This is a genomic window from Spinactinospora alkalitolerans (assembly GCF_013408795.1).
GTDB classification, from domain to species: Bacteria; Actinomycetota; Actinomycetes; order Streptosporangiales; family Streptosporangiaceae; genus Spinactinospora; species Spinactinospora alkalitolerans.
This window is the reverse complement of sequence record NZ_JACCCC010000001.1, coordinates 3,451,287-3,476,311: the sequence shown is the minus strand read 5'-3', so window position 1 is coordinate 3,476,311 and position 25,025 is coordinate 3,451,287. Positions and strand designations below refer to the sequence as shown.

Genomic DNA, 25,025 nt, shown 5'->3' with positions numbered 1-25,025 from the left:
CCCAGGACTCCTGGCGCACGGTGCGGTGAAAACACAGAATCCCCATTTCCACAACGCATCCGCGGAACAGCGGGTCTCCTCCTGAACGAGGAACCAAACCGAACAGGACGGTGCCTGCCCGGCCGGATCGGCACCGGTCGAACCGGTCCTCGGATTTTCTAATGGCAGGCCCGGACGAGGAGAGTACGCGCGAGCCGCGCGTCGACCGCCTGGGCGGCGTATTCTACCGCTTCTGGAGCGCCGCAACCTCCAGCAACCTCGCCGACGGCATGCTGCTCACCGCGATGCCCCTGGTTGGCGCACTCCTTACCGACGATCCGCTCCTGATCTCCGGGCTGGTGGCGGCTCGTTTCCTGCCGTGGCTCCTGTTCGGCCCGTTGTCCGGAGTGCTGGTGGACCGGGTGGACCGGGCCCAGGCGATGACGGCCGCCGCCGCGCTGCGGGCCACGACCATGGGCACGCTCGCCGTGCTTGTCGCCATGGACCTCGCCACCATCTGGGTTCTCTACGCGGCCATGTTTCTCATCATGTCCGGCGAGACGGTCTACGACATCGGCGCCCGCTCGCTACTTCCGCGGCTGGTGCGCGCACACCAGCTGGACCGCGCGAACAGCAGGCTGGAGGGAGGGCGTGTGGTCACAGAGGACTGCGCCGGCGCACCGCTGGCTGGGTTGCTGTTCGCCACGGCCGCCGCGCTTCCGCTGGCCTCCGCTGCCGGTGCCTACGCTGTGGCCGCGCTACTGCTGCTCGGTATCCCACTGTCCATGCGGCGCCCGCCGGCCCCCGAAGGCACCACCGATGGGCCACCGCCCGTGTCCCGCCGAAGCGTGGGGCAGAGCCTCCTCGACGGAATCCGGTACGTACTCGGCACGCCGATCCTGCGCGGCCTCCTGATGTTGAACGTGACCATAATGCTCAGCCTGCAGATGGGAATCGCCGTGCTGGTCCTCTTCGCCCAGCAGCGGCTTGGGGTGCCGGCCTCGCTCTACGGGGTGTTTCTCGCCGCGATGGCCATGGGCGCCTTCCTCGGCGCGACATGTGTATCCCGGCTGGTCGCAACATTGGGCCGGGCCGCGGTGATCCGCAGCGCGCTTCTGGGGATGGCGGGGGCCATGCTCGCATTCGGCCTGGCCCCGAACGCCTACGCCGGAGCACTGTGCCTGGGGCTGTTCGGGTTTGCCATCACCACCACCAACGTGGCAAACACGGTGATCCTGCAGACCATGATCCCGGACGAGCTGCGCGGACGGACCATTGGCGCGTACCGGATGCTGGGATGGGGCCTCGCCCCGATTGGGGCACTGACGGGGGGACTGCTCGGCCGCCTGGACTTGAGTCTGCCCTATGTGGCGGGCGCGTCGCTCGCACTGCTCGCGGTGCTGACGCTGTGGTCGCTCATCGGCCGCGCGGCGCACCTGGCCAACGAGATGGGCACGGCACGCCCGGCGGGCGATGCGGCCTGACCGGGAACTCTGTGACGAAGCCTGAGCGACCCGCAGGTGTAGTGAGAACTGGGGCGGCTGATCAAGAGAACCAGGAAGAATCATGGAATTCGGAGAGTTCGTGCCCGCGTGGCGCCGGCTCGGGCTGAACGCGAAGGCAGTTGGAGTAGCGGAAATTCCCACGGATCTTATTGGAGTATGCAGTGGGTACGTGGGGTGTGGAACTTTTTGATGGTGACACCGCGCTTGACCTTCTGGACGGGCTCGGGCCGCCGGCGGCCGCGGAGCGGCTGGAACACGTGGTGCGGACGCTGGAACCGGCCCTGGTGAATGCGCGACCGGAGCCGGTGAGGACTCTCCCTGAGGAGGTGGTCGCCGCTGCGGCGGCGATCGCGGCGAACACGCTCTCGGAGGAGCGGTTCTCGTGGAACGAGGAGGCGTCGGGGGTCACGGAGTGGCTGGCGAGGCCGGTGCCGCTCCAGGTGCGGAGCCTGGCGGTCGAAGCGCTCGATGCGGCCCTTCCCGCCGATGGCTGGTGGTGGCGGAGTTGGGGCGATGACGTGGACAGGGAGCAGGCGAGAGCGGCGCTTGAGAAAGTCAGGGCTGCTCTGCGGAAGCAGTGATGCTCTGTGGAAAGTTCTCCGTTCGTACTGCGGATGAAGCGTCCGAATCCGAAAGCGGATTGACCGGTCGAACCGGTTTCCCTTGAGAGGTGGGAACCTGCTTACCGCGGTGAGTGGTCCGAAGAGATCCCGTCGAGGGTGGCGGCGGCTGCCGGGATTGCGGGTGTGCAGCAGATTGAGGACGCCGACGATACCGCGGTACTCGATGGTGCGGCCTGTCGGGAGCGGGCGGAAGCCGCGGGTCTCGCTCCGTGCAGCGGTGTGGCCTGGGGGGTGTGGGGTTATGCGGTGGTGAGGCCTGTCTGCCGGAGCCGGTCCTGGGCGTGCACGTATCCCTGGGCGGTGAACAGGCCCTCGGCGGTGTCGGCGTAGAGCTGGGGGATGCCGTGGGAATCGCGGTACACCGTCACCGGGGCGCTGAGCCCGGGCAGCGCCAGTTCCCCGTCGTAGTCGGGAAACGGTCGCTGAACAGTGAAGACAGCGACTCCGGCTGCGACGAGGACCAGGACGGCGAGTCCGGCGAGCAGGCCCGGCGCCCAGCGCTTGGGGCGGGATCGAGGAGTGGACATGGGATGACCTTAGGGGCGCCCGGCCACGGTAGAACCCGTTGCAGATACCGCTTCCGCAACACCGGCCGGTCCCGGACGCTTCCGGCGGGTTCCCGGACACATGCCGGCGAATGCCGCAGGGCCGGGCCGGTAGGGGAGTAAGCCCTCCCGGGAGCTGTCCGGCCGTCACCGAGGGCCGTTCAAGGGCTTGGTGGTGAACGAACGTCGTAGCGGGTTTATGGCTGTGTTTTGATGCTTGGCTATGTCTGTGCGTCGCTGGAGTTCTCAGATGGCATGGAGGCCAGAGCGTCGAGTAGGAGTCCGGAAATTACCTGCCCGGCGTGCAGGATGTCGGGCCGCTGACCGATGACGCTGCGCAGAAGCCGGGCGGAGGCCACGGTGGCCACTACGGCGCCGCGCTGGTTCAGGCGCGCGTGGAGTTGCTGGTAGAGCCCATCGAGGTTCGCAATGGCCTCGATGAGGGTGTCGCGGTCGGGATGGCCGGCTTCCCCGACCATGTCAACGATCTCACGGGCCTGCTGAATGCACTGGGGAACCGTTCGAAGGGCCAGTGCGCATTAGTGTCGGCCAGGTGCTTGATGTGGAGTTCGATTGACGGGGACTCGCTTTCCGCCAAAGGCGGGTAGGTGATCTCTGGTTCGGTGCGGGTCGGGAAGCTGTGCGGGGTGCGGAGACCAGAGGGGCGGGGCGCAGCCGCCGCGGGGCGGCTGGTGGTCATCGTGTCCATGTCCAGGATCGCGTGGAAGACCGTCCTGGTGAGCGCGGGCACCCCGCCGACGAGGTGCGCTTCGTCCGGGATCTGACGGTTGACGGAACCGGCCGGCCAGCCGATCGATGAGTTCCGGGTCGTGCGGAGGTCTACAGCCTGCAGGACCGCTGGCAGACTGACACGCTCGTACTCGAAGGAGACGCATGGCAAAGCTCATCTACTCGATGGTCACCTCGCTCGACGGCTACGCCGAGGCGGCGGAGGGCGACCTCGGCACCGGGGCCGAGGACCAAGAGGTGCATATCTTCATCAACGATCTCTTCCGCCCCGTCGGCACGTACCTCTACGGCCGACGGATGTACGAGACGATGGTCTACTGGGAGACCGCGCACACCGAGCCCGACCAGCCGCCGCACATCCTGCAGTACGCCCGCGACTGGCAGGCCGCGGAGAAGATCGTGTACTCCACGACGCTTGAGTCGGTGTCCAGCGCGAAGACCAGGATCGAGCGGACCTTCGACCTGGACGCGGTGCGCAAGCTCAAGGCCGAGGCTGATCACGACCTCACCGTCGACGGCCCGAACCTCGCGGCCCAGGCGATCGCGGCCGGCCTGGTGGACGAGTACCACCTGTTCATCACCACGAGCGTGGTCGGCGGCGGCAAGCGGTTCTTCCCCGACGGCGTGCGCCTTGATCTCGAGCTGGTCGAGGAGCGTGCCTTCGACAGCGGACTGATCTACGCGCGCTACCGGACCCGCTGAGCCGCACCGGTTGGTCTCACCTGCCGGCGGCCGGGCCGGGGCAGGTGAGACCGAGCCGCAGGCGAGGAGCGGGGCGCCAGCGCGTTAGGCGTGTCCTGTAAGTCGGTGCGCAAGCCACAACACGACGGCCGCGATGATGATCTCCGACCGGTAGGAGGCCACTCGCTTCGCGTAGCGGGTGGCCAGGGCGCGGAACTGCTTGAGCCGGTCGAAACAACGTTCGACGACGTTGCGCTCCGCGTAGATCTCAGCGTCGAAGCGTGGTGGGCGGCCGCTCCGGGAGCCCTTCGCGCGGCGGCGAGCGATCTGATCGCTCTTCTCCGGGCTGGTGAACGCGATCCCGCGCTCGCGCATCGCCGCGCGGGTCGAGGGATGGGAGTAGGCCTTGTCTGCCAGCACCCGCTCAGGTCGCTTTCGAGGCCGCCCGGGCCCGTCACGGCCGACCGCGATCTGGTCGAGCAGTGGCAGCAGTTGTGGGTTGTCCCCGGCCTGGCCCGGGGTGAGGATGATCGACATCGGCAGGCCGCGGCCGTCGACAGCAAGGTGGATCTTGCTGGTCAGCCCGCTGCGGGACCGTCCGAGGGCTTCTCCGTCGACGGCGAGTTCCTCGACCCACTCGGTGGCGCAGTCCCCTTTTTCCGGGCCCCGGCGGAGTGCTGGTGGGCCCGGACTGAGGCCGAGTCGATACTGAAGGTCCACTCCACGTTGCCGACGGAGTCGTCCTTGACGATGACCTGGTCGAGGATGCGTTCCCAAGTGCCGTCCGCGGTCCAGATCCGCAGCCGTTCGTGCCCGGTCTTCCAGGGTCCGTAGCGCTCAGGTAGATCTCGCCACGGGGCGCCGGTGCGGAGTTTCCACAGGATCGCGTTGATCACCTGGCGGTGATCACGCCACCTGCGGCCTCCGCTTTCCCGCGGAGGCAGCAGCGGCTCGATCTGTGCCCAGGCCTTGTCTGTCAGCTCACCGCGCCCTACCACTCGGCCATGATCACTGACCCCAGGTCGGAACCCTTACAGGACGCGCCCTAGGACCAGGCATCTGCCCGGGTGCCTGCCGTCTCAGCGCCCGCGGGGCGGCTTGAAGTGCGCCGAGGCCGGGTCGCACCCGGCGACCAGGTCCGGTAGTCCTCGATCTCGTCCTCGCGGCCCAGCTGCAGGCAGGAGTGGACGACGTGCAGGGTGAACAGAGGTCGCGTCCGGGTCGGCGGCGCAGCTCATGGGCCGCGTGGTGCACGCCGTAGGCGCTGAACCGGGCCGACATGCGCCCAGAGCGGCCGAAGACCAGCGCCGGTTCCGAGTGGTGGAAGAACGTCCAGCTCCTACCGGCGCGGGACCCGCCGAGCTCGGCGGCGTATCCGTGGAAGACGCGGTGGTCGTCGCCGCGGCGTGCTCGGACCGGTGACGCCGACAGTTCGGTCACGGTGCCGGGAGAGGGTCGGCCGGGGCCACGCACGAGGTGCGGATCGCTCCCCGCCACTTCCACTTTATATCTGATTCGCGCGTCTCATGAGGAGCTGAAAATTGCTCCATACTTGCTGCTTTGCGAATCGACTCGACGAACGACGGGGAAACGGAATTGCGCTACGTGCTGGGTTTCGAGCATATCGACGCGACGAATGTCGCAGACGTCGGTGGGAAGGGGGCGTTTCTGGGCGAGCTCTCGCGGATCGCCGGTATCCGCGTGCCGGACGGCTTCTGCGTCACGACGGGCGCCTTCCGGCGGATCGTTGCCGAGGTACCGTCGATCGATACTCGGTTCGACCTGCTGTCGCGCGTGGAACCGGACGACCGCGCGGCGATCCGTACCCTGAGCGCCGATATACGCCGCAGCGTCGAAGGCGTCGCGGTGCCCGACGACCTTGCGGCGGCGATCAGCGAAGCGCTCACCCGGCTCGGGGAGCACGCCTCCTACGCGGTGCGGTCCAGCGCGACCGCCGAGGACCTGCCGACTGCGTCCTTCGCCGGCCAGCAGGACTCGTACCTGAACATCACGGGTCCGGCGGCGATCCTTCGGCACGTCCGGCGGTGCTGGGCCTCGCTGTTCACCGAGCGGGCGGTGACCTACCGTATCCGCAACGGCTTCGACCACCGGAAGATAGGTATGGCCGTGGTCGTACAGCAAATGGTGTTCCCGGACGCGGCCGGGACCCTGTTCACCGCGGACCCGGTGACCTCGAACCGCAAGACCGTCACCGTGGAAGCCGGTTGGGGGCTCGGCGAGGCGCTCGTCTCCGGTCTGGTCTCCGGTGACGTCTACACGGTGCGCGACGACCAGGTCGTCTCCACAGCGATCGCCACCAAGCCCCGGTTCGCGCAGGCGTCGCCGGGAGGCGGTACCCATGACGCACCGATCGAGCCGAAGCGGCAGACGCAGTCGACTCTGACAGAATCACAGGTCGTGCGCCTGGTGCGGCTGGGTCGGCGCATCGAAGCGCACTTCGGCCGGCCCCAGGACATCGAATGGTGTCGGGTCGGCGATGACTTCCACATCGTCCAGAGTCGGCCGATCACCACCCTGTTCCCCGTCCCCACGACCGATGACCAAGAGAACCACGTCTACGTCTCTGTCGGTCACCAGCAGATGATGACCGACGCGATGAAGCCGCTGGGGCTCTCCCTGTGGCAGCTGACGACCCCACGGCCGATGCACGAGGCGGGCGGACGGTTGTTCGTCGACGTCGCCCCCGCCCTGGCGACGCCCGCAGGCCGCGCGAGCCTCGTGGAGACCCTGGGGAGCTCCGACCCGCTGCTCGGGGACGCGCTGCAGACCGTCCTCGACCGCGGCGACTTCCTGCGCACGCTGCCGGAAGAAGATTCCATCGCCGCACCCGCCGGTGACGCACCCGCCCCGATCGCGGCCGATCCCGACGTCGTCAGCGAGCTGATCCGACGCAATGAGGCCTCCGTCGCCGCCCTGCAGCGCGAGATCCGGAATCTGTCCGGGCCGGCGCTGCTCGACTTCATCCGGGCCGACATCGCAGAGCTGAAGCGCATCCTTTTCGATCCGCAGAGCCTTCAGGTGATCATGGCGGCGATGGAGGCGAGCCGGTGGCTCAATGAGCACTTGGAGGCGTGGCTGGGCGAGAAGAACGCGGCCGATGTGCTCACGCGATCCGTCCCCCGCAACGTCACCTCGGAGATGGGGCTGGCGCTTCTCGACGTGGCGGACACCATCCGGCCGCACGCGGACGTCGTGGTGTTCCTGCACCGTGTCGTGGACGAAGGCCGGGAGGGCGACGGCTTTTTGAACGAGATGGCCGGGCTGGTCGGCGGACCGGAGGCACGTGACGCCATCCGAAGCTACCTCGACACGTACGGAATGCGCTGCGTGGGCGAGATCGACATCACCAGAATGCGCTGGAGCGAGCAGCCCGCCGCACTCGTGCCCGCCATCCTCGGCAACATCAAGAACTTCGAGCCGGGCGAAGGCGAGCGGCGCTTCGAACGGGGGCTCCGGGAGTCACGACGGAAGGAACAGGAACTGATGGCGCGCTTGCGCGCCCTTCCCGACGGCGAGGGCAAGGCCGAGGAGACCAAGCGGATGATCGACCGCGTCCGCACCTTCGCCGGATACCGGGAGTACCCCAAGTACGGCATGGTCAGCCGCTACTTCGTCTACAAGCAGGCGTTGCTGCGGGAAGCCGACCGCCTCGCCCGGTCCGGCGCCCTGCGTGAGGACGAGGACATCTTCTTCCTCCGGTTCCAGGAGCTGGAAGAAGCCGTGCGAACCAACGACGTGGACGCCGAACTCATTCTGGAAAGGAGGGAGACGTTCCGGTCGTACGAGGCGCTCACCCCGCCCCGGCTCCTCACATCGGACGGCGAGGCCGTCACCGGCCGGTATCGGCGTGACGACGCCCCGCCCGGCGCGCTGGCCGGCCTCCCGGTCTCGGCCGGGGCCGTCGAAGGCCGTGTCCGTGTCGTCACGGATATGGCGCAGGCCGACCTTGAGGCGGGCGACATCCTGGTCACCGCCTACACCGACCCCAGCTGGACCCCCCTGTTCGTCACCGTCGCCGGACTGGTGACGGAGGTAGGCGGACTTATGACGCACGGGGCGGTGATCGCGCGGGAGTACGGTCTGCCGGCTGTCGTGGGTGTGGAGCAGGCCACCCGGAGAATCCGGGACGGGCAGCGGATCCGCGTTCACGGAACCGACGGGTACGTCCAGATCCTCGCCTGAACCGCCGCATCGGCCCCGGGACCGCCGGACAGGGCGCGAATCGCAATCGGTGACGGAGGTGTTCTCCCGAACGCGGCCCAGTCGCACGGCGGAGTGATACGTCTACTGGTCGAAGACGCGTTCGACGACAGCGGCGTTCTCCTTCGACCCGGCGCGGCCGATGGCGAGGACGGCCCGGGTGATGCCGGAGTCGGTGAGGGCGACGCGCTGACCGGTCCACACCGGGCCGGCCTCCAGCATCGCCGCGTAGGCGGGGTGGGGGGCGTTGCGGGTGAAGCGGCGCAGGATCGCCTCGGTGGAGGCGGTGCCCGACCGGATCGCGGTGGCGTACTTGACCATCTGATCGGGGTAGTCGCTGGCCTGCCCGATCAGTGCGCTCATCCGCTCCAGAGCATCGGGGCCGATCCGATCGGCTACCCGGGCCGTCATCTCCTCCTCGGCCCGGCTCAACCCGGCCCGCACGGTCCGCTCGATGCGGGACTTCTCCGGCGGCTTGATGCGCTCGGAGGGGGCGGTACCGGAGCATCCGCTCACGGACTCGCTCGAAGGAGCGCTCCTCGGCCCACACGTCCTCGGCCGGCAACAGCGTGATCTTGTCCGCGTCGGCCACCGAGCACTCCCGAAAACCGGTGGCCGGTGGCCCGGCGGATCTCGGAGCGATTGCGCTTGCCCGACCGGCCCTGCCAGTCGTAGAAGGCGACCTCGGAGGCCCCGCCCCCGACCTGGAAGGCCACGTGCGCCACGGCGTTGTCGGGCACCTCGCCCCGCCCGCGGGGAACCGGCCGCGCCAGAGCAGGAACCGCAGCACCACGGCGAAGACGAGCCGGGTGGGCCCGCTCTTGTTGCGCAGCAGCGCCAGGCCGTCGGTGTCCAGGGCGAACGCGTCCAGCAGCTCGTCCAGGTCCAGATCACGCGCCACCCGAACCGCCCTTTACGCCGCCATCCCCGCAATCGGGTCGTGCACGTGGCCATCGTGGCGGCGGCAGGGGCCGGGTGTCCGGAGAACCTCTGAGTTACCCGCGGGTCAGTTGGTACCTGGTGACACGCTCCTTACCGGCACCCCGGTTCCTGGGAGGCTTTGGCGTGTTGGGCGCTGCTGGAACTCATCGATAAGTGCTCTCCTCAGACACCGACATAGCCATTCGGTTCTGTTCGTGTGAAGTGACGTCGTTTGTCGGCGAACGGTGACGGCAGCCGCATCGTGGCGGATCGGTGCCGGTGAATTTCGACGTCACGTGGTTGCTTGTGGTGGGGGCCGGGGCGTGCTCTGTATGAGGGAGCGCCGATGTCACCCATGTCCAAGGTCGAGCTGTATGCCGCGATCCGCGACCTCGGAGAGCGTGATCTACCTCGCGATGAGCCCGACCCTGCTGCGCCGCCTGACCCACCCCTCGCTCTGACCCTTTTCAGACGTCCTCTACTGAGCTTTTCGTTAGTTCTGTGGGCGCGAAGTATGGATCTTCAGGCCGGTGTGGGCCAGGAACGACCAGGCAAGCCGCTCCTCCTCACACACCCGGTTGATCCCGGCCTCGGCGGCATCGGCAACGTCGGCCAGATGTTCCCCGGCCACATTGGCCAGCTCCCGTGCCTTGATGGCCGACCACAGCATCTCCACCGGGTTGAGCTGGGGAGCATAGGCGGGCAGCCGCTCCAGGGTCAGCCAGTCCTGCCGCGCCGCCCAGTCCCGCATCGCATGGCTCCAGTGCGCCCCGAGCCCGTCCCAGACCAGTACCACCGGCTCACCCCGGTAGAACCGCTTGAGTTGTTCGAGCACCTCGATCAACGCGACGGTGTCATAGGTCCCCGGGCGCAGGTCGAAGCACAAGCGCGCTCCGCGGCATGCATCGGCGGCGTGGTAGCCCAGCGCGGCGGCCATGCCGGCACGTTTCCAGTTCAGCCGGTGCCTCAGCGCGGGCGTGCGTCCGCGGGGAGCATAGGTTCGGCGCACGACCGGCAGCAGCGACACGCCCGATTCGTCAAAGAACACGATCCATGCCCGGTTTTCTACGGCCCCCTTTTAATGCGCGGCCACTCGTGGGCGACCCACCGGGCGATCTCGGACTCATCGCGTTCGGCCGCCACGCGCTGGGGACGCTGCAGGCTCCAGCCCAGCCGCACGGTGAGCAGCCGCCAGACCGAGGCCCGCGCCAGCGCCACGCCGGTAGTGCGCTCCACGACACGCCCTACCCGCTCCAGGGTCCAAAGTTCCGATTCGAATCCGTGGGCCACAGCGCCCTGCTCCAGCACGGCGCGCACCTGTTCTACCTGCGCATCGGCCAGCTTGGGTGGCCGCCCGGTGGCCGGGCGGCGGCGCAGCGCCGCGGTTCCGCCTTGTTCCCATCGGCGCTTCCAGCGCCGCACGCTTTCCGGTGTCACGCCGAGTATCCGGGCGATCTCAGTTTGAGGGCGGCCTTGTTCCAGCAGTTCGGCGGCGCGGACGCGCCGGGCCTCGGCCAGTTGCGGGCGCCTCAGCGCCGGGACGGCTTCTGCGGGGGTGCCGGATCTGGTAGCGAGGGGCATGGCTTCAGGGTCCTACGATCGCCTTCTTCGCGCCCACAGAACTAACGAAAAGCTCAGTAGTAGGCGGGGCGACAGCGCTATCGACCGACGTCCGAGCGAGCCGCCGCGCTGGTCAGCGTGGAGGACTCGCGCCGGCTGATGATGCCGTCGGAGCGGAGGGTCTTGGCCGCATCGGCCACGTGACTGACGAATTCGCCGTGATTCGACCAGTCACCATCACCCAGGATCCGGTGGTTGATGGTGCACGAGCCTGCGACAGTGCGGTTCTCGACGCCGCTGTCCACGTCACCGAAAACGACGGTTGCCGGCTGTGGATCGACGCAGACGTCGCTGACATCGTCGGCCACCACGAAGCGCCATTTCCCCGAGCCGACCTTGTAAACCGCGTAGCCGTCACGCGCATCGACGAAGTCGGCCTCGGGGGACGCCGCGACATGCTCGGCGCTTCGACCGAGGAGAGGCACATGTATCTCACCGGTTGCGTTGGGCGGAACGACAACCTCCAGGTCCAGGCCGCCTTCACCGTCGCGGCGCCAATTTGAGGCGACCTCGCCCCGCACTGTCTGAGTGCTGGCCTCGGCATGGTTCAGCCCACTGGGAATGTGCGGCTTGATCCTCGCTGTCGCATACCCCGGTTCAGCGGCGGTGATCCCGGCCAGGTCGGCGAACATCCAATGGCCGATGGAACCGAAAAAGTGGTGGTTCAGGGATCGGGTGTCGGCATGCCAGTGTTCCTGGAGTGACGTGCGTCCGAGTTCGATCCAGTAGCCCCAGCTCGGCTCCTCGGTCTGCGTCGCCACCGCGTAGGCCACGTCGATCTCACCGTGGTGAGTGAGGACGGGCAGCAGATAGCGGGTGCCGACGACACCCGTGTCGAGCCGGTTGCCGCGGTCCCGGATGTCGGCGACGAGGTTGTCGGCGACCTCGTCGACGTGTTTCTCGGGAACGAGCCCGAAGGCCAGCGGCAGGATGTTCGACGTCTGCCGGTACTCACTCACACCGGGTGTCTGATACAGCCCGCCCTCTTTGTCGAGGAACGCCGTGTTGAAGGCGTCGCGGATCTCGCCTGCACGGGTCCGGTATGCCGTTGCCTGCTCGGTGTCGTTGAGGATCTCCGCGGTATCGGCCAGCCAGCTCGCCATGCGGTAGGCGTGGGCCGTCGAGCTCAGCACCGGGCCCTCCGGCGGGTTTCCGCCGGGAGCGAGCCAGTCGCCCAGGCCGACAGGGTACAGGCCGTCGGCGTCGGCCCGGGACTCCAGCCACGAGAAGTAGCGCTGCATCCCGCCGTAGTGGCGTTCGAGGACTCCGACGTCGCCTTCCATTTCGTACAGGTTGCGCGACAGCACGAACAGGGCCACGTCCCACGCCGGGGTGGGGCCTTGGACGGCCGGCCACCCGGGGGCGCCTTCGTAGCTCCAGCCGGGAGTCGGCACGATCGTGGGAAGTTCCCCCGAGGGGCGCTGCGCGTCCAGCATGTCGTCCAGGAATTTCCTGTGGAACCGGCTCGTGTCGAACTCGTAGCTCATGGTCGTGGCCGTCAGTTGCGCGTCGCCCGTCCATCCGGCCTTCTCGTAAACGGGGGTGTCCGTGGGGACGTGCTGGTGGTTGTTGAGCAGGGCGCGGCGTGTGTTGCCGCGGATGGTGTTGAGCAGCTCGGAGCCGCTGTCGAAGTGGCCGATGGACTCGAAGTCGTTGTGTGTCCGCCGACCCTGGACGGTCTCCGTCGTGGGTTCGGACGGCAGGCCGCGGACCTCCACGAACCTGAACCCCTTGTAGGTGTAGGAGGGTTCCCAGACTTCCGGGCCACCGCCTCCGCCGAGAACATAGGTGTCGGTCTGGGCGCGCGGAACGTCGTGGAAGTTGCCGTACTGCGGGACCGTTACGAGACCGTCGTCCCCGAGCCGCTCCCCGTAGCGCATGGTGACCTCGGTTCCGGGCTCTCCGTGGACCTTCAGCCGGGCCCACCCCGCGATCTGGACTCCGAGGTCGAACACGTGCACGCCGGACTCGGGCTCGGTGATCTCGACGGGGGTGAGTGTCTCGGTGACACGGATCGGCTCGTGCGGCCGGGCTCGCAGACTGCCCGCAGGGCCGTCCGACGGCTCCGCCGACTCCCACGCGTCTACGCCGTCGTAGTCCGGTCCGCTCCAACCGGGCTGTTCGCGCCGTGCGTCGTAGGTCTCGCCGACGAAGACCTCGTCATACCTGGTCGGCCCGTCGTCGCTCGTCTGCCACTCCTCGTTCGACGTGATCGTGGTGGTCGAGCCGTCGGGGTGGGTGATGACCAGCAGGGCGCGGAGTTCGGGATCGGACCACCAGGGCGCGCTGTTCCAGTTCCAGGAGTTCTCGGTGCTGATGCCGTAGAATCCGCGGCCGAGCTCGACCCCGATCGCGTTCTCGCCCTTGTTCAGGAGCTTGGTGACATCGTGGGCCACGTAGAAGGCGGTGTCGCTGTAGTCGGTCTGCCCGGGATCGAGTACCGATGTTCCCACGCGCCGGCCGTTGATGTGCGCGACCGAGTATCCGAGGCCGCTGAGGTAGAGGCGGGCCTTGGCGATCGGTCCGTTCGAGTCGAACTCGTGCCGAAAGCGCGGCGCGGGCGGGTGGTCGGCGTCGGGACCTTGGTTGGTCAGGTCGCGGCTGATCCAGTCGGCGCCCTTCCAGGCGGCGTCGTCGAACAGCCCTGTCTCCCACCAGCTGGGGGAGCTCCATTCGGTCTTGGCGCCGGTCGCGTCCCACACGCGGACTCGCCAGTGGTAGCGCGTGGCGGAGTCCAGGTTCGGTCCGGCGTAGGGGATCTGCGCAGAGGCGTTCTTCTTGACCTTGCCGGAGTCCCATATGTCCGCGTCGCCGTCGACCAGGGCCGATTTCGAGCTGGCCACCTGCACCTGGTACGCGGTCTGTCGGACGCCGCGCTGCTCGGACTTCAGACGCCACGACAGTCGTGGCTGCGCGGCGTCGATACCCAGGGGTTTCGGGGCGTCCTCCACTCTCAGGTCGATCGGTGACACCTTGGTCGCCGCTGCGATGACCGGGGCAGCGTTCATGGGGGCCACGAAGAGTCCCAGCGTCAGCACGAGTGCGAGCGTCATCGGTAGCGGTGGGCGTTTCAACATCGGCCTCTCCCGAATGGGGGTGGGGGACGCCGTCGGCTGGCGGTGCACTGGCGGGCACCGGTTCTCCGACGGCACTGCGGTGAGGTCGGTCGTGGGAGTGAGGGCGGGTGATCTCAAGCCCGGCGGTTGTTGGCAGTCGTGGTGGCCGACGTCGCCGATGTGACTCAGGAACGCGGCGATGTCGGGGGCAGCTGCGCACGGTTGCTGAGTGGCGGTGAGGTGCGTGGAGGAGTTGAAACGTTTTATATTTTGGCGAAAACTTAATATCGATCACATTGCGGCGTCAACCCCTGCGTAACGGTCGTCCCCTCGGCGAAGGTGCAGGGAATGAGGTGCGTCTCGAATGAACGCCAGTGTGGGGGCAGTGACGCGCGGTCGCGGTCCACCTTGGCTCGGGTCGGTACTCCCTCCTAGAGTTGGCGTCAAAACAACTTGAAACGCTTCGATTTCCCGGGAAGGGTGAGAGCCATGGCAGCACCGAGGAATTACCCGATGAGCTGCGCGAACGTGCGACCCGGATGCACGCGGACGACTACTGTCGGGTTGGATCGCGCTTGATGCCTCACGCCTCCAGGCAGCTCAGCGCCTGCATGGCCTCGCGCTCCATGCGCGAAAGATCGCAGAGGACCGTTCCGGCCTGTACGAGGCATTGCGCCTCGCCTGATTCACCGGCCTTCTTGATCAGTGCTGCCACTTCCGTCCACAGGGTGGCTGCCTCGGTGTACAGCGTGTGGCCGGTGCGCAGGTGGCTGCTGTCGAGCAGCTCGGTGCATTCGGCGAGGAAGTCGCGGTAGAGGTTGCGGAACAGGGCGCCACCTGTGCCGGCCTCCTCCATCAAGAGGGCGGCCTGCGGCAGGTCCCGCTGCGGGGTGTCGGTGCGCTGGAGCCATGTGCGTACCAGCTTGCCGGTCTTCTCGATGCCTCGGTGGCCCAGGTTGGCGATGGGCGGGTTGAGGAAGGCGTCGGCGCAGGCGGTGATGGCGGGAACGATCTGACCCTGTGGGGAGGGCGGGTTCCTTGGAGTGGTGAGGGTGAAGGAGCGGTGCTTGGCGGCCATCGGGCCGCGTGCGGCTCTGGCCTGGGCGAGGCTGGTCAGGCTGGTGGTTACCGCTCCACCTTGCCGGTCGGTGTCCACCAGGTAAGCGTCGTACTCGTCGTAGCCGCACATGGCGACGACATGGCCGCCGAAGTGCACCTTCGACCCGAAGTAGTCCAGGTAGTAGCTGTCGAGCTGCAGCCCGACCGGGTGCCCGGCGTCGATGGGAACCGTCACGTTCTCCCATGCCCTGCGGGGCGAGGTGGTCTCCTGGACCAGTAGTTCCAACCCGAGTATGGCGGCCAGGTTTCTGGTGAGGTCGAAGGGCTTGACTCGCCCCCCGAGGAAGGGGAAGCCCATGTTCTTGCTGTCCCAGTAGATGAAGGACAGGCCGGAGCCGAGACCGAAGAGCATGGGCTCGGACAGATCGAGTCCTTCGTGCCGCAGCAGCACCCCCAGTGCTGTCGTCTCGCAGTGCTGTGTACCGCGGGCATCGATGTCTTCTACCGTGATCATGCCGCGTTCTCCTCGAGAGGGGGACCAGCCGGGTCATCAGTTCCTCTTGCGGTGCCTCTGCCGGTCCGACGAGGTATGCCTCACGTACGGGCGCCTGCGGGCGCAGTCCACGCTCGTGGATGGCGGCGAAGAGGGCATTGTAGGCCAAGGGCGGCTGGGTGTAGGTCCCGATGTGCACGGTCTCGGCCACGGGTCCGCCGGGCAGCACCTCAAACTCCAGGCCGGGCGTGCCTTCCCCCTGCGGTGTCTGCGCCCCGACGGCGATTTCAATGCGACTACTCCATTGATCACCATGCTGGTCGCAGCCCTGGCCTTGACCAGCGAGCGGCTGACCCGGCATCGCAGTCTCGGCTTGGGCCTGGGATTTCTCGGGGTGGTCACCATCATCGGACCGTGGAACGGCCTCGGAGCAGGGCACAGCCTGACTGCGCAATTCGCCTGTTTGGGCGCGACCAACGCAGCCGCTGTCACTCACCTGTCTCCGGTCGTCGGGGCCGTCCTCGGAATTGTGCTGCTCGGCGAACCCCTTAGGTGGTATCAACCTCTCGGCGCGGTGCTGGTCATCCTCGGGATCATGGCAGCGCACGGACGCCTTCCCTGGACGCGTTCACGCCCATCCCGCCGCCAGCCCTCGACCAAGGACCAAGACATGATCGCGTCGTAACCGCTGGTCCGGGTCCACAGCGATCTGGAACGCCGCATCGGCATGAGCCCGTGCCCGCATCTGCTCCGCGCCAAGGCGCCTCTGGAGCAGATCCTGCGCGCATCGATGAGGGGTCGACCGTCGACGAGCAGCGGATGCGGAACGAGGAGGTCGAGCAGATCGCCCCCGGAACGCTTCGGCGTGCGGCTGCAGGTCCAATCCATCGAGTCCGTGCGGCCGAGTCCGTAGCCGTGCGGCTCATTCTCCAGCCGGTTGGTCGGGCTGACTCGTGTGCCACAGCACCTCGAAGAGGTTGCGCTGGGTGTCGGCGTACTCCTGGCTCTCGATCATCATGGCGAAGTTCTCGCCGCGGGAGGAGAGGGCCGCCACCGTCCGCTCCCCGATGATCATGGTCATGGTGAACACCATCCCCGGAGGGGCGAACCGGGTCTCCCGCAGGTCGACCGCGCTGGAGTGCCAGTCGTCGGCCAGGTCCTTTTCCGGCGAGCGCACCACCTTCAGCCACAGGCCACGCTCTCGTCGACCGGCGATGTACTCCTCCATCGCCCGATGCCCCGGCACGGTGAACAGGTCCCGCATCGACAGGATGCCGAGCAGCGGGTTGGACCAGTCGAGGGTCTCGAACAGCGCCCTGCGGATCCCGGAGGCTCCTTCCAGATAACGTGCCCGGGGATGGGCGCTGCTCTTGGCCCGCATCGCCTGCAGCCGAGGCATCAACGCATCCAGGGCCCGCTTGCGCTGCTGCCATTCGTCCAGCAGCACCTGCGGGTCGTTGGCCGTGAGCACGGTCCGCGTGCGTCGGCCTCCCCCGGCGCGGTCCCCTGTCTCGGTGACGGTGATGAACCCTCGCCGGGCCAGGCGCTTGGCGATGTCGTAGCCGTTGGTGCGCGTAAGGTCCGCCGACTGGGCCGCTTCGGCGACGGTGGGTCGGTCGAGATTGAGTACGGCCAGGTAGAAGCGAGCCTCCTTCGGGTCCAGACCGATCTGCTCCAACTCCTCCAGCATGCCCGGACCCTTCCGTCGACGATCCTCGACAACATAAAACCATATCTCCAAAACACAACATATTGACCATCGTGGCCTGGATATTTATGGTGTTCGCCAGTCGTAAAGGCGAAAGAATTGTTGTCGAGATTCGTCGACAATAACGTTTTCGGCGTTGTTTTGTCGATGCCACATCTCCGGTTCTCTTGAGAAGGGCAGGGAAGCCATGGCCGACAGGGGTCTACCCGCGCTCACGGTGGCCGCGGTGCAGGCGGCTCCGCAGTTCCTCGACGTCGAGGGAACGCTGGACAAGCTCGACCATCTCGTGGGGGAGGCGGCGGGCAACGGGGCCGAGCTCGTCGCCTTCGGGGAGAGCTTCGTCGCGGGCTTTCCCGTCTGGGGAGGAGTGCTGCCGCCCATCGAGCAGCACGGCCTGCACGAACGGCTCGTCGCCTCGTCTATCACCGTGCCCGGTAGCGAGGTGGCGCGCCTCGGCCAGATCGCGACCCGTCACTCGGTGTTGCTGTCGGTGGGCGTGAACGAGCGGGCGCCGCACTCCCTGGGACAGCTCTTCAACAGCAACCTGATCTTCGATCGGGAGGGACGCCTGGTCAACCACCGGCGCAAGCTCGTTGCCACCTACTACGAGCGCCTCACCTGGTCCCACGGCGACGCACACGACCTGCGACCGGTGGAGTTGGACGGCTGGAACGTCGGCGCCCTGATCTGCGGGGAGAACACCAACACCCTCGCCCGCTACACCCTGCTCGCCCAGGGGGAACGGGTGCACGTGGCCTCCTACCCTCCGTCATGGCCCTTCGACCAGCGCGAGGGACAGGCCGACTACGACCTGCAGGACGCCATCCGCATTCGCAGCGCCGCCCACGCCTTCGAGGGAAAGGTGTTCAGCGTCGTAGCGGCCACCGCCCTGGGCGACGATGCCGTGGCCGCCGTCGCCGAAGGCGACAGCCGCGTGGAACAGCTCCTTCGCTCCGCGCCCACCGCCTCCCTCATCGTCGGCCCTCGCGGCGAGGTCCTGGCCGGACCCCTCGTGGGCGGTGAGGGCATTCTCTACGCCGACGTCGACCTCCAGGACGAGGTCGTGCTCAAGCGCATCCACGACATCGTCGGCACCTACCAGCGCACCGACCTCTTCCAACTCCGTGTCGACACCAGCCGTCCCGCGGCCGTGACGCTCGTCGACGACACCCCCGCACGACCCGAGCCCCAAGGCGAGGAGAACGAGCCCAATGACTGACACAGCCCAGTCAGCCCCCGGCCAGCGCGCCAAGCGACGCCGTGCCCTGGGTGGGGCGATGTTCGGCTTCTTTGTCGACATGTACGACATCTACCTGCCGGTGATCGCCCTGACCCCGGCGATGGCGTACTTCACCGCCACCGGCTCCTCCGACGTCGACGTGGCCGTCTTCTCGGCGTTGATCTTCGTTGCCTCGATCGTCGGGCGCCCGCTGGGGTCCCTCATCTTCGGCCCCATGGGAGACCGGCTGGGGCGTCGGCGTACGACCCTGATCGCCGCCGGAGGGTCGGCGGTGTGCACCGGCATCATGACGGTGATGCCGGGGTTCCACACCATCGGGGTGGCGGCCTTGGTCCTGCTGGTGGTCCTGCGGCTCCTCGACGGGGTGTTCCTCGGCGGCGAGTACACCGCGGCCAACCCACTGGCGATGGAGTACGCCCCCCGCAACCGGCGGGGGGTCTTCGGGTCGCTGATCAACATGGGCTACCCGGCCGCCCTCGGGTTCATCACCATCGTCACCATGCTCACCCTCGCGCTGTTCCCGACCGGAGGGCCGGACGCGCCCTACTCGGTGTGGGGGTGGCGCGTCCCGTTCGCCGTCGGGTTCGTGTTCTGCGTCGCGCTGTTCGTCCTCTACTGGCGGTCGGTGCCCGAGTCGGAGCTGTGGACGGAGGTGCCCGAGGCCGGCAACCCCCTGAAGGTGCTTTTCTCCGGCCGGAACCTGGCGTCGTTCGGCGTCGCGTTCATCGTCGGCTCGGGATGCTGGCTCACCCTCAACGGCACGGTCGGCGTGTTCTCCAGCCACTTCGGCGGGCTCGGGGTGGACGTCTCCCGGATCAACCTGATCATCCTGGTGTCGGCGGCCATCGGCATGGTCCTGTTCCCGTTCGTGGGACACCTGGGGCAGCGCTTCGGCCGGCGGCAGGTCATCATGGTCCTGGGCGGGGTCAACCTTGTGGTGGGCCCGGTCGCGCTCGGTCTCGCGGTGAGCCAGAGCGACGCCCTCGCGGTGATCCCCTTCACGGTCGTGGCGATCATCGGCGGCCTGTTCGTCTGGGCGATGATCACCGCGTTCCTGATGGAGCTGTTCCCGACCGAGGTCCGCGCCTCGGGCTACGGCATCGCCTACAGCCTGCCCAGCATGATCCCGGCGTTCTACGCCTACTACATGGTGTGGCTGGGCGACGTCATGCCCTACGACTACACCCCGGTGGTCGTCCTCGCCGCGGGAGGCGCGCTGTTGCTGGTCGGCGGCTACCTCGCCAAGGATCGCCGCCACATGGAGCTCGCCGAGGTGTGACCGGCGCGCGGTGACCATCCCGGGGTGGGCTGGTCACCGCAGTCACCATGCAGGCGCGCCGGCAGCGCCACACAGCTCCATGTCGCAGCCGAGCTGCGGCAGTCCGCCTGCGCCAGCGCCTGTGGGGCGCGGTGTGGGAAGAGCCGCAGGCTCCGCTGCTGTCCGGCACCGCCGAACTCGTCGATGAGCTCCATCGGCGGGGTGTGGCCGCTGCGGCGGTGGAGGCCGTGGACGGTTCGCTTGAGGCCGGCCCGCACATGGCCGAGGCTCGTCGGCGGCTCCTCGCCGGCGAGGAGTCCGAGTGGTCCGGCGAGGAGGAGGCCGAGCCCGTAGAAGAGCAGGCCGAGCGGCTCTCGGAGGTTCTGGCTGAGTACGCCCGCGTGCTGACCGCGCACTTGCCGCAGCTCCGCTCTGCGTGTCCGGCTTAGGCCCCGGCTCGGGGGGAGACGGGGCCTAAGCCGGGGCGAAGGTTCTTTTCGCGCTTGTGGTGCTCCTCATGCCGGGAACCCCGGACACCGCACCGGTTCGCTTCTCAACTCTGCTTGCGCTCGGCCGCGAGTCTGTTGAGGATGGCGGTTTCGGCCTGCTGCTGGGCAGGAAGGAGTGCCAGCGTCTCCTCCACCTCGTCGGCGGGCACCACGATGATGCCGTCGTCGTCGCCGATGACCGCATCACCGGGGTTGCACACCATGTTTCCGCAGGCCACCGGCGCGCCTACGGTGCCAGGGCCGTTCTTGGAGGGGCCTGCGGGGCTGACCGCCCGGGCGAAGACCGGAAGTCCCAGGCGGGCCGTCTCCTCCAGGTCCCGCACGGCTCCGTCGACGATCACGCCCTTGACACCGTGGGCGAGGCAGATTTCGGCCAGGATGCCGCCGAAGACAGACCTACCGGTGACGGAATTGCCCGCGACGACCAGCACGTCACCCGGTTGGGCTTCGTCCAGGCCGCGGTGGATGGCCAGATTGTCTCCTTCCCAGATCTGGATGGGCAGGATGGAGCCGGCCAGCCTGAGACCCGGCGTCAGACAACGGATTTCCGATGACATCAGGCCCATGCGTCTGCGGACGTCGCCTATGAGCGCCGTCGGATAGGCGGCGAGACCGTTGACGAGATCTGCGGTTGGGCGCGCCCAGGGTCGGGACACCCGGATGTTGTCGGCGGCGGCATCGATGTACATTGCGCTCCTTCAATCAGTTCTTCTCGAGGTGTTGATGGCCCGGACGGGGGTCGGGGCTGCTGGAACCGCGCCGCCGACTCCGGTGGCGGCGAGCTCCGTCAGGCTTCGGCCGCCATTCGGCCTCCCCTTGGCTGCACCGCGTGCGGCGGGGTCCTGTCGGCCAGGGCCGCCTGTACCGCCTCCCAGGCCATGTGTCCGGCTTGGCGGAACGCCTCGGTGGTTTGGCCGGCCACATGAGGGGTGACCCCGAGAGCGGGTGTGGTGCCCAGCGGGAGCGCGTTGTGGCGCAGCGGGTCCTTCATGTCGGCTGCCTCGGCCTCGAGGACGTCCAGGACCGCGCCACCCAGTCGGCCGGACCGCAGCGCGTCGGCCAGGGCGTTCTCATCGACCAGCCCGCCCCGGGACGTGTTGACCAGGATGCTGCCGGGTTTCATCCGAGCGATCTCGTCGGCGCCGAGCAGATTGCGGGTGGACGGCAGCAGGGGCACGTGGACGGTGACCACGTCGGAGGCGGCGAGCAACTCTCTCAGCTCGACCGGCCCCGCACCGGCTCCCGCGATGTCGGCGGGTTCCACGGCGGGGTCGTAAGCCAGGACGCGCATTCGGAATCCGGTGGCGATCCGCGTCACCGCCCTGCCGATGGAGCCGAAGCCCAGGACGCCGATGGTGCGGCCGCCGAGTTCGAAGCCGACGAGGTCGGACTTGCCCTCGGACCAGCGTTCACCGCGTACGCGCTCCATCGCCTGGGGCACTTTCCTGGCGGCCGAGAGCAGTAGGGCGAAGACGTATTCGGCCACGGCGTTGCTGTTGGCTCCCGGGGTGGTGGTGACCCACACGCAGTGTTCGGCGGCGGCGTGGAGGTCCACGTTGTCCGTGCCCACCCCGTGGCGGGCGATGATTCTCAGGTTGGGCGATGCCTCGATCACGGCTCGGCTGAAGGTCTCCGCGCGGAGGATCACGGCGTCGACCGCCGGAGCCACCCGGGCGTAGTCGACCGCGTCGTCCCCCCAGCCCAAATGGACCCGCGCTGACTCGCCGATGGTGGCGAGGACGTCGGGGTGGATGGCATCGGATACGTAAATCTCGGTCACGGTGTGTGCTTCCTAGCGGTAGAGGTGATTGCCCGGGTCGCTGTTGGGCTTGACCGCGACACCCACCACGAGCAGTCCGACGATTCCCGCACCCACCAGCATGAAGGCGGGCATGAACGTGTTGTCGGTCGCCGAGATCAGCCAGGTGGCCAGATACGGCCCCAGCCCACCGCCGAGCACGGCGCCGACGCTGTGGCCCACGGCGACGCCGGTGTGCCGAACGCGCGTCGGGTAGAGCTCGGACATGGTGGCGTACGTTCCCGCCTGGCACAGGGCGTAGGGCAGGATGCCGAGCATGAGCCCGGCCAGGGCGAGGCCGACGGAGCCCTGGTTCATGAGCGCGAAGGACGGCAGCGTCAGCGCCACGTAGGCCAGATACGAGCAGAGCAGCACCCGCTTACCGCCGATCCGGTTGCCCACCTGCCCCGCCACCGGGATGAGGAAGGCGGCGAAGAGCACGGCGATCAGCACGATGGTCGAGGCGTCGCCCTTGCTGAAGCCGAGCACCTCGCTGAAGTACACCGCCACGAATACCGTGCCGATGTAGGTGCCCAGGTTCTGCACCAAGGAGATGGAGGTGACCTTGGCCAGGGCCTTCGGGTAGCGGGTGAGGACTTCGGTGAACGGCTTCTCGGTCTTGTCTCCCTTGGCCTCGATGGACTGGAACTCAGGGCTGTCCTCGACCTTCAGGCGCAGGTAGAGGCAGAGGGCCCCCAACGGCAGCGCCAGCAGGAACGGGATTCGCCACCCCCAGTCCGCCAAGGCGTCCGCCGGCAGCGCGGCTGCGATCAGTGCGGCCAGGCCGGCGGCGAGCCCTTTGCCCACCTGCGCCACACCGGGGATGAAGGAGACGTAGAGGGAGCGGTGCCTGGGCGCCGCCCACTCGCGGATGTAGGCGGCCGCACCGCCGATCTCACCGCCGGTGGAGAAGCCCTGCAGCATGCGCAGCAGTACCAGGAGGATGGGGGCGAGGATGCCGATCTGCGCGTAACCCGGAAGAAGCCCGGTCAGTGTGGCGGCCGCCCCCATACAGGTGATGCTGGCGACCAGGCTGTACCGACGTCCGCGCTGGTCCCCGAGGCGTCCGAAGAAAACGGCGCCGAGCGGCCGGACCACGAAGGCTGAACCGAAGACCAGCAGCGTGTTGAGCAGGCCGACGGTCGGGTCGTCGCTGGGAAAGAAGACGAGCGCCAGGGTCGCGGCCACATAGCCGTAGACGCTGAAGTCGTAGTACTCGATGAAGGTTCCGAAAACCGCGACGCCGGTCGCCTTCTTGGCGCGGCGCCGATGATCGGTCTCCTCCATGCGGGTGTCCGGCATCGGAGAACCTCTTTCAGAAAAATGAGACGGTGTCCCACTAAGGGGGTAATCAGGTTCACATCGACGTTCCTCCTTGTCAAGGCGCATTGGGGGGCGGCAGTGCAAGCGAGGCGTCTGCCATACTTGGGCGATGGCTACCTCCGACCAGCAGGCCCACGGGGGCGCGATCGAGGTACTGGCCATCATGAACGCCCTGGTCAGCCGGGCACCGCAGGGCTGGGGCGTGCGCGAACTCGCTGATCACTTGGGCTCCAGCCGGAGCACGGTCAACCGCGCGCTGGCGAGCTTGGCCGAGCACCGCCTGGCCGGACAGGCATCCGGCGGCCTGTACACGGTGGGCCCTCGTCTCCGCGTGCTCAGCGCGGCACTGCGCCACAGGCATCCACTCTTCGCCGCCGCCGGTCCGCTTCTGGACGGGCTCCGAGACGCCACACAGGCCACCGCCGTCCTCTCGGTCTCCACACCCGACCCCAGCCGATGCACGGTGCTGCTGTGCCGGGAACCTATGGTCCCGGTGCGGTACACGCTGCGGCCGGGCACCCAACTGCCCAGCTATGCCGGTGCTGCGGGTCTGGCGATCCTCACCCGACTAGGAACGGCTGCGCTGCCGCCCAAGCTCGATCCGCCCACGCCGTCGTCGCCGAGAACCCCGGACGGTGTTGCCGAACTGTTGACGGCAGCCGAACGGCGGGGCGGTGTTGTGAGCATCGGCAAGCACATTCCCGATGCGGCCGGAGTCGCGCAGGGATTCCGCGTCAACCAGGGCATGGCCGGCTCCATCTCCGTCTCCCGCCCTCGAGTCGAGTTCGACGACGCCCAGGTGGACGACACACTTGCCCTTATCTCGCAGACGATCGGAGAACTCACCGCGGCTCTGGCTCACGGGAGACGACAGGCTCGCGCCCTGGTGCCCTTCCACTCGGGGCCGGAACCCACGCTGATCGGCAGGATCACGCGCCTCATCACCTGTCTGTGCGCGGTGCCGACGGCCGTGACGACAGCGGCGGATCTGGCCGCCGCGGTGGGCGCACGCTCCGTCGCCACCGAGCGGCTCGTCCGTGCGGCGGAGGCCTCCGGTCTGCTCTCGTGGGATGACGATGCCGCCCTCGCTGCCGGTCCCTTGCTGCTGGGCTGGGCCGCGGCACTGGCCGCTGGGGCCGAAGCCGAACTCGATCTCGCTGATCTGGCCGCGGAGGAGCTGGCCCGGCTGGCGGCGGACACCGGTGAGACGGTGGGCCTTGCGACCTTTGACGGAAGCCGCGCGCGTCTAGTGGCCACCGTGCCTGGAAGAGAGGCCATCAGGTACGTCCTGGAGACCGGCGTGGAGGTTCCGCTCCACGCGGGGGCCATCGGCAAATCCATCCTGGCGTATGTCCCGGAGTTGCTGGAGTCGATCGAGCTGGTTCCGCTTACCGAGCGCACCCAAGTGGACAAGGCCGGCCTGCGCGCGGAACTGGCGCGGATCGCGGCGCGGGGATGGGCCATCGGCGAGGGCGAGCGGATCTCCGAGGCATACGGAATCGCCGCGCCGTTCTTCATCGACCGGCGGATCAGGGGAGCGGTGACCGTGACGGTTCCCAGGCATCGGATGGACCCGGATCGTTCCGATCAGACAGCCCGCGTTGTCCGTCAGGCCGCGTCCAGGCTGACCAGCTTGTTCTCAACCGAGCCCGTTGCACATGTGCGCTGACGGCTGCGCAAGGACGACCACTGCCGCGGTGCGGTATGTCGGCTCGGTGACCAGGCGCGTGTACAGA

General features: G+C 67.9%; 19 protein-coding genes and 3 pseudogenes. 9 read left to right on the top strand and 13 right to left on the bottom strand.

Going from position 1 to position 25,025, the window contains the following annotated elements:
- The first annotated feature begins 161 nt into the window (after positions 1 to 161).
- Entirely contained in the window at positions 162 to 1,463 is a 1,302-nt protein-coding gene (locus HDA32_RS15495; RefSeq protein WP_179643867.1) for an MFS transporter, read from the top strand.
- A gap of 170 nt (positions 1,464 to 1,633) precedes the next feature.
- Positions 1,634 to 2,065, top strand: coding sequence for a DUF4259 domain-containing protein (locus HDA32_RS15490; RefSeq protein WP_179643866.1), 432 nt, complete (start codon positions 1,634 to 1,636; stop codon positions 2,063 to 2,065).
- A gap of 281 nt (positions 2,066 to 2,346) precedes the next feature.
- On the opposite strand, the gene HDA32_RS15485 is transcribed toward HDA32_RS15490, so the two are convergent.
- Both HDA32_RS15485 and HDA32_RS15480 read right to left on the bottom strand, forming a co-directional pair.
- Complete coding sequence (locus tag HDA32_RS15485; protein WP_179643865.1) at positions 2,347 to 2,634, bottom strand: penicillin acylase family protein; 288 nt, start codon at positions 2,632 to 2,634, stop codon at positions 2,347 to 2,349.
- A gap of 239 nt (positions 2,635 to 2,873) precedes the next feature.
- Positions 2,874 to 3,131: a hypothetical protein gene (locus HDA32_RS15480; RefSeq protein ID WP_179643864.1), complete on the bottom strand. Its 258-nt coding sequence runs from the start codon at positions 3,129 to 3,131 to the stop codon at positions 2,874 to 2,876.
- 415 nt (positions 3,132 to 3,546) lie between these two features.
- Here HDA32_RS15480 and HDA32_RS15475 point away from each other — a divergent pair, with 415 nt between their 5' ends.
- On the top strand, positions 3,547 to 4,104 hold the full coding sequence (locus HDA32_RS15475) for a dihydrofolate reductase family protein (protein WP_179643863.1): 558 nt from the start codon (positions 3,547 to 3,549) through the stop codon (positions 4,102 to 4,104).
- Positions 4,105 to 4,188: 84 nt separating this feature from the next.
- Here the strand turns inward: HDA32_RS15475 and HDA32_RS15470 are convergent.
- Positions 4,189 to 5,081: pseudogene (locus HDA32_RS15470) on the bottom strand (IS5 family transposase).
- A 562-nt stretch (positions 5,082 to 5,643) separates the two neighbouring features.
- On the opposite strand from HDA32_RS15470, the gene rph reads away from it, so the two are divergent.
- Positions 5,644 to 8,286, top strand: a complete 2,643-nt coding sequence (gene rph, locus HDA32_RS15465) for a rifamycin-inactivating phosphotransferase (RefSeq protein WP_246334366.1) — start codon at positions 5,644 to 5,646, stop codon at positions 8,284 to 8,286.
- A 225-nt stretch (positions 8,287 to 8,511) separates the two neighbouring features.
- Here rph and HDA32_RS32090 read toward each other — a convergent pair.
- The 6 genes and pseudogenes from HDA32_RS32090 to HDA32_RS32085 all read right to left on the bottom strand — a co-directional run.
- A pseudogene (locus tag HDA32_RS32090) lies at positions 8,512 to 8,631 on the bottom strand (Tn3 family transposase); the annotation flags it as partial.
- Positions 8,632 to 9,718: 1,087 nt separating this feature from the next.
- Positions 9,719 to 10,273 carry a transposase gene (locus HDA32_RS15455; RefSeq protein ID WP_179643861.1) on the bottom strand — a complete coding sequence of 185 codons (555 nt, stop codon included), beginning with the start codon at positions 10,271 to 10,273 and terminating at the stop codon, positions 9,719 to 9,721.
- A 17-nt stretch (positions 10,274 to 10,290) separates the two neighbouring features.
- Positions 10,291 to 10,806, bottom strand: a complete 516-nt coding sequence (locus HDA32_RS15450; RefSeq protein WP_179643860.1) for an IS630 family transposase — start codon at positions 10,804 to 10,806, stop codon at positions 10,291 to 10,293.
- 77 nt (positions 10,807 to 10,883) lie between these two features.
- Positions 10,884 to 13,898 (bottom strand): family 78 glycoside hydrolase catalytic domain, encoded by a 3,015-nt coding sequence (locus HDA32_RS15445; protein ID WP_179643859.1) that lies wholly within the window; start codon positions 13,896 to 13,898, stop codon positions 10,884 to 10,886.
- Between the two features lie 586 nt (positions 13,899 to 14,484).
- The gene (locus tag HDA32_RS15440) at positions 14,485 to 15,474 is read right to left on the bottom strand and encodes a BtrH N-terminal domain-containing protein (RefSeq protein WP_179643858.1); all 990 of its coding nucleotides are present in this window, start codon (positions 15,472 to 15,474) and stop codon (positions 14,485 to 14,487) included.
- Between the two features lie 37 nt (positions 15,475 to 15,511).
- A pseudogene (locus HDA32_RS32085) lies at positions 15,512 to 15,814 on the bottom strand (GyrI-like domain-containing protein); the annotation flags it as partial.
- On the opposite strand from HDA32_RS32085, the gene HDA32_RS30235 reads away from it, so the two are divergent.
- Entirely contained in the window at positions 15,767 to 16,138 is a 372-nt protein-coding gene (locus HDA32_RS30235; protein ID WP_218882481.1) for a DMT family transporter, read from the top strand. The pseudogene HDA32_RS32085 and the gene HDA32_RS30235 sit on opposite strands and share 48 nt — an antisense overlap.
- Positions 16,139 to 16,375: 237 nt before the next feature.
- Here HDA32_RS30235 and HDA32_RS15430 read toward each other — a convergent pair whose 3' ends face one another.
- A complete protein-coding gene (locus HDA32_RS15430) occupies positions 16,376 to 17,143 on the bottom strand; it encodes a TrmB family transcriptional regulator (protein WP_179643856.1) in 768 nt (255 codons plus the stop codon).
- Between the two features lie 205 nt (positions 17,144 to 17,348).
- Between HDA32_RS15430 and HDA32_RS15425 the strand changes: the two genes are divergently transcribed.
- From HDA32_RS15425 to HDA32_RS15415, 3 genes are all read left to right on the top strand, one after another.
- The gene (locus HDA32_RS15425; RefSeq protein ID WP_179643855.1) at positions 17,349 to 18,380 is read left to right on the top strand and encodes a carbon-nitrogen hydrolase family protein; all 1,032 of its coding nucleotides are present in this window, start codon (positions 17,349 to 17,351) and stop codon (positions 18,378 to 18,380) included.
- On the top strand, positions 18,373 to 19,680 hold the full coding sequence (locus HDA32_RS15420) for an MFS transporter (RefSeq protein WP_179643854.1): 1,308 nt from the start codon (positions 18,373 to 18,375) through the stop codon (positions 19,678 to 19,680). The genes HDA32_RS15425 and HDA32_RS15420 overlap by 8 nt, the downstream gene beginning before the upstream one ends.
- Positions 19,681 to 19,811: 131 nt before the next feature.
- Positions 19,812 to 20,108 carry a hypothetical protein gene (locus HDA32_RS15415; protein ID WP_179643853.1) on the top strand — a complete coding sequence of 99 codons (297 nt, stop codon included), beginning with the start codon at positions 19,812 to 19,814 and terminating at the stop codon, positions 20,106 to 20,108.
- Between the two features lie 104 nt (positions 20,109 to 20,212).
- Here the strand turns inward: HDA32_RS15415 and HDA32_RS15410 are convergent, their stop codons facing one another.
- The 3 genes from HDA32_RS15410 to HDA32_RS15400 form a co-directional block, all read right to left on the bottom strand.
- Positions 20,213 to 20,857 carry an RraA family protein gene (locus HDA32_RS15410; protein ID WP_179643852.1) on the bottom strand — a complete coding sequence of 215 codons (645 nt, stop codon included), beginning with the start codon at positions 20,855 to 20,857 and terminating at the stop codon, positions 20,213 to 20,215.
- Positions 20,858 to 20,955: 98 nt separating this feature from the next.
- Entirely contained in the window at positions 20,956 to 21,948 is a 993-nt protein-coding gene (locus HDA32_RS15405; protein WP_179643851.1) for a hydroxyacid dehydrogenase, read from the bottom strand.
- Between the two features lie 12 nt (positions 21,949 to 21,960).
- Positions 21,961 to 23,268 (bottom strand): MFS transporter, encoded by a 1,308-nt coding sequence (locus tag HDA32_RS15400; RefSeq protein ID WP_179643850.1) that lies wholly within the window; start codon positions 23,266 to 23,268, stop codon positions 21,961 to 21,963.
- Positions 23,269 to 23,398: 130 nt separating this feature from the next.
- On the opposite strand from HDA32_RS15400, the gene HDA32_RS15395 reads away from it, so the two are divergent.
- A complete protein-coding gene (locus tag HDA32_RS15395) occupies positions 23,399 to 24,958 on the top strand; it encodes an IclR family transcriptional regulator (protein ID WP_179643849.1) in 1,560 nt (519 codons plus the stop codon).
- Positions 24,959 to 25,025 lie beyond the last annotated feature (67 nt).

Coding starts and splice junctions, on each gene's coding strand:
- HDA32_RS15495 (WP_179643867.1), top strand. CDS start 162: ATGGCAGGCCCGGACGAGGAGAGTACGCGCGAGCCGCGCGTCGACCGC.
- HDA32_RS15485 (WP_179643865.1), bottom strand. CDS start 2,634: ATGTCCACTCCTCGATCCCGCCCCAAGCGCTGGGCGCCGGGCCTGCTC.
- HDA32_RS15480 (WP_179643864.1), bottom strand. CDS start 3,131: ATGGTCGGGGAAGCCGGCCATCCCGACCGCGACACCCTCATCGAGGCC.
- HDA32_RS15475 (WP_179643863.1), top strand. CDS start 3,547: ATGGCAAAGCTCATCTACTCGATGGTCACCTCGCTCGACGGCTACGCC.
- HDA32_RS15450 (WP_179643860.1), bottom strand. CDS start 10,806: ATGCCCCTCGCTACCAGATCCGGCACCCCCGCAGAAGCCGTCCCGGCG.
- HDA32_RS15445 (WP_179643859.1), bottom strand. CDS start 13,898: ATGACGCTCGCACTCGTGCTGACGCTGGGACTCTTCGTGGCCCCCATG.
- HDA32_RS15440 (WP_179643858.1), bottom strand. CDS start 15,474: ATGATCACGGTAGAAGACATCGATGCCCGCGGTACACAGCACTGCGAG.
- HDA32_RS30235 (WP_218882481.1), top strand. CDS start 15,767: ATGCTGGTCGCAGCCCTGGCCTTGACCAGCGAGCGGCTGACCCGGCAT.
- HDA32_RS15430 (WP_179643856.1), bottom strand. CDS start 17,143: ATGCTGGAGGAGTTGGAGCAGATCGGTCTGGACCCGAAGGAGGCTCGC.
- HDA32_RS15425 (WP_179643855.1), top strand. CDS start 17,349: ATGGCCGACAGGGGTCTACCCGCGCTCACGGTGGCCGCGGTGCAGGCG.
- HDA32_RS15420 (WP_179643854.1), top strand. CDS start 18,373: ATGACTGACACAGCCCAGTCAGCCCCCGGCCAGCGCGCCAAGCGACGC.
- HDA32_RS15410 (WP_179643852.1), bottom strand. CDS start 20,857: ATGTACATCGATGCCGCCGCCGACAACATCCGGGTGTCCCGACCCTGG.
- HDA32_RS15400 (WP_179643850.1), bottom strand. CDS start 23,268: ATGCCGGACACCCGCATGGAGGAGACCGATCATCGGCGCCGCGCCAAG.
- HDA32_RS15395 (WP_179643849.1), top strand. CDS start 23,399: ATGGCTACCTCCGACCAGCAGGCCCACGGGGGCGCGATCGAGGTACTG.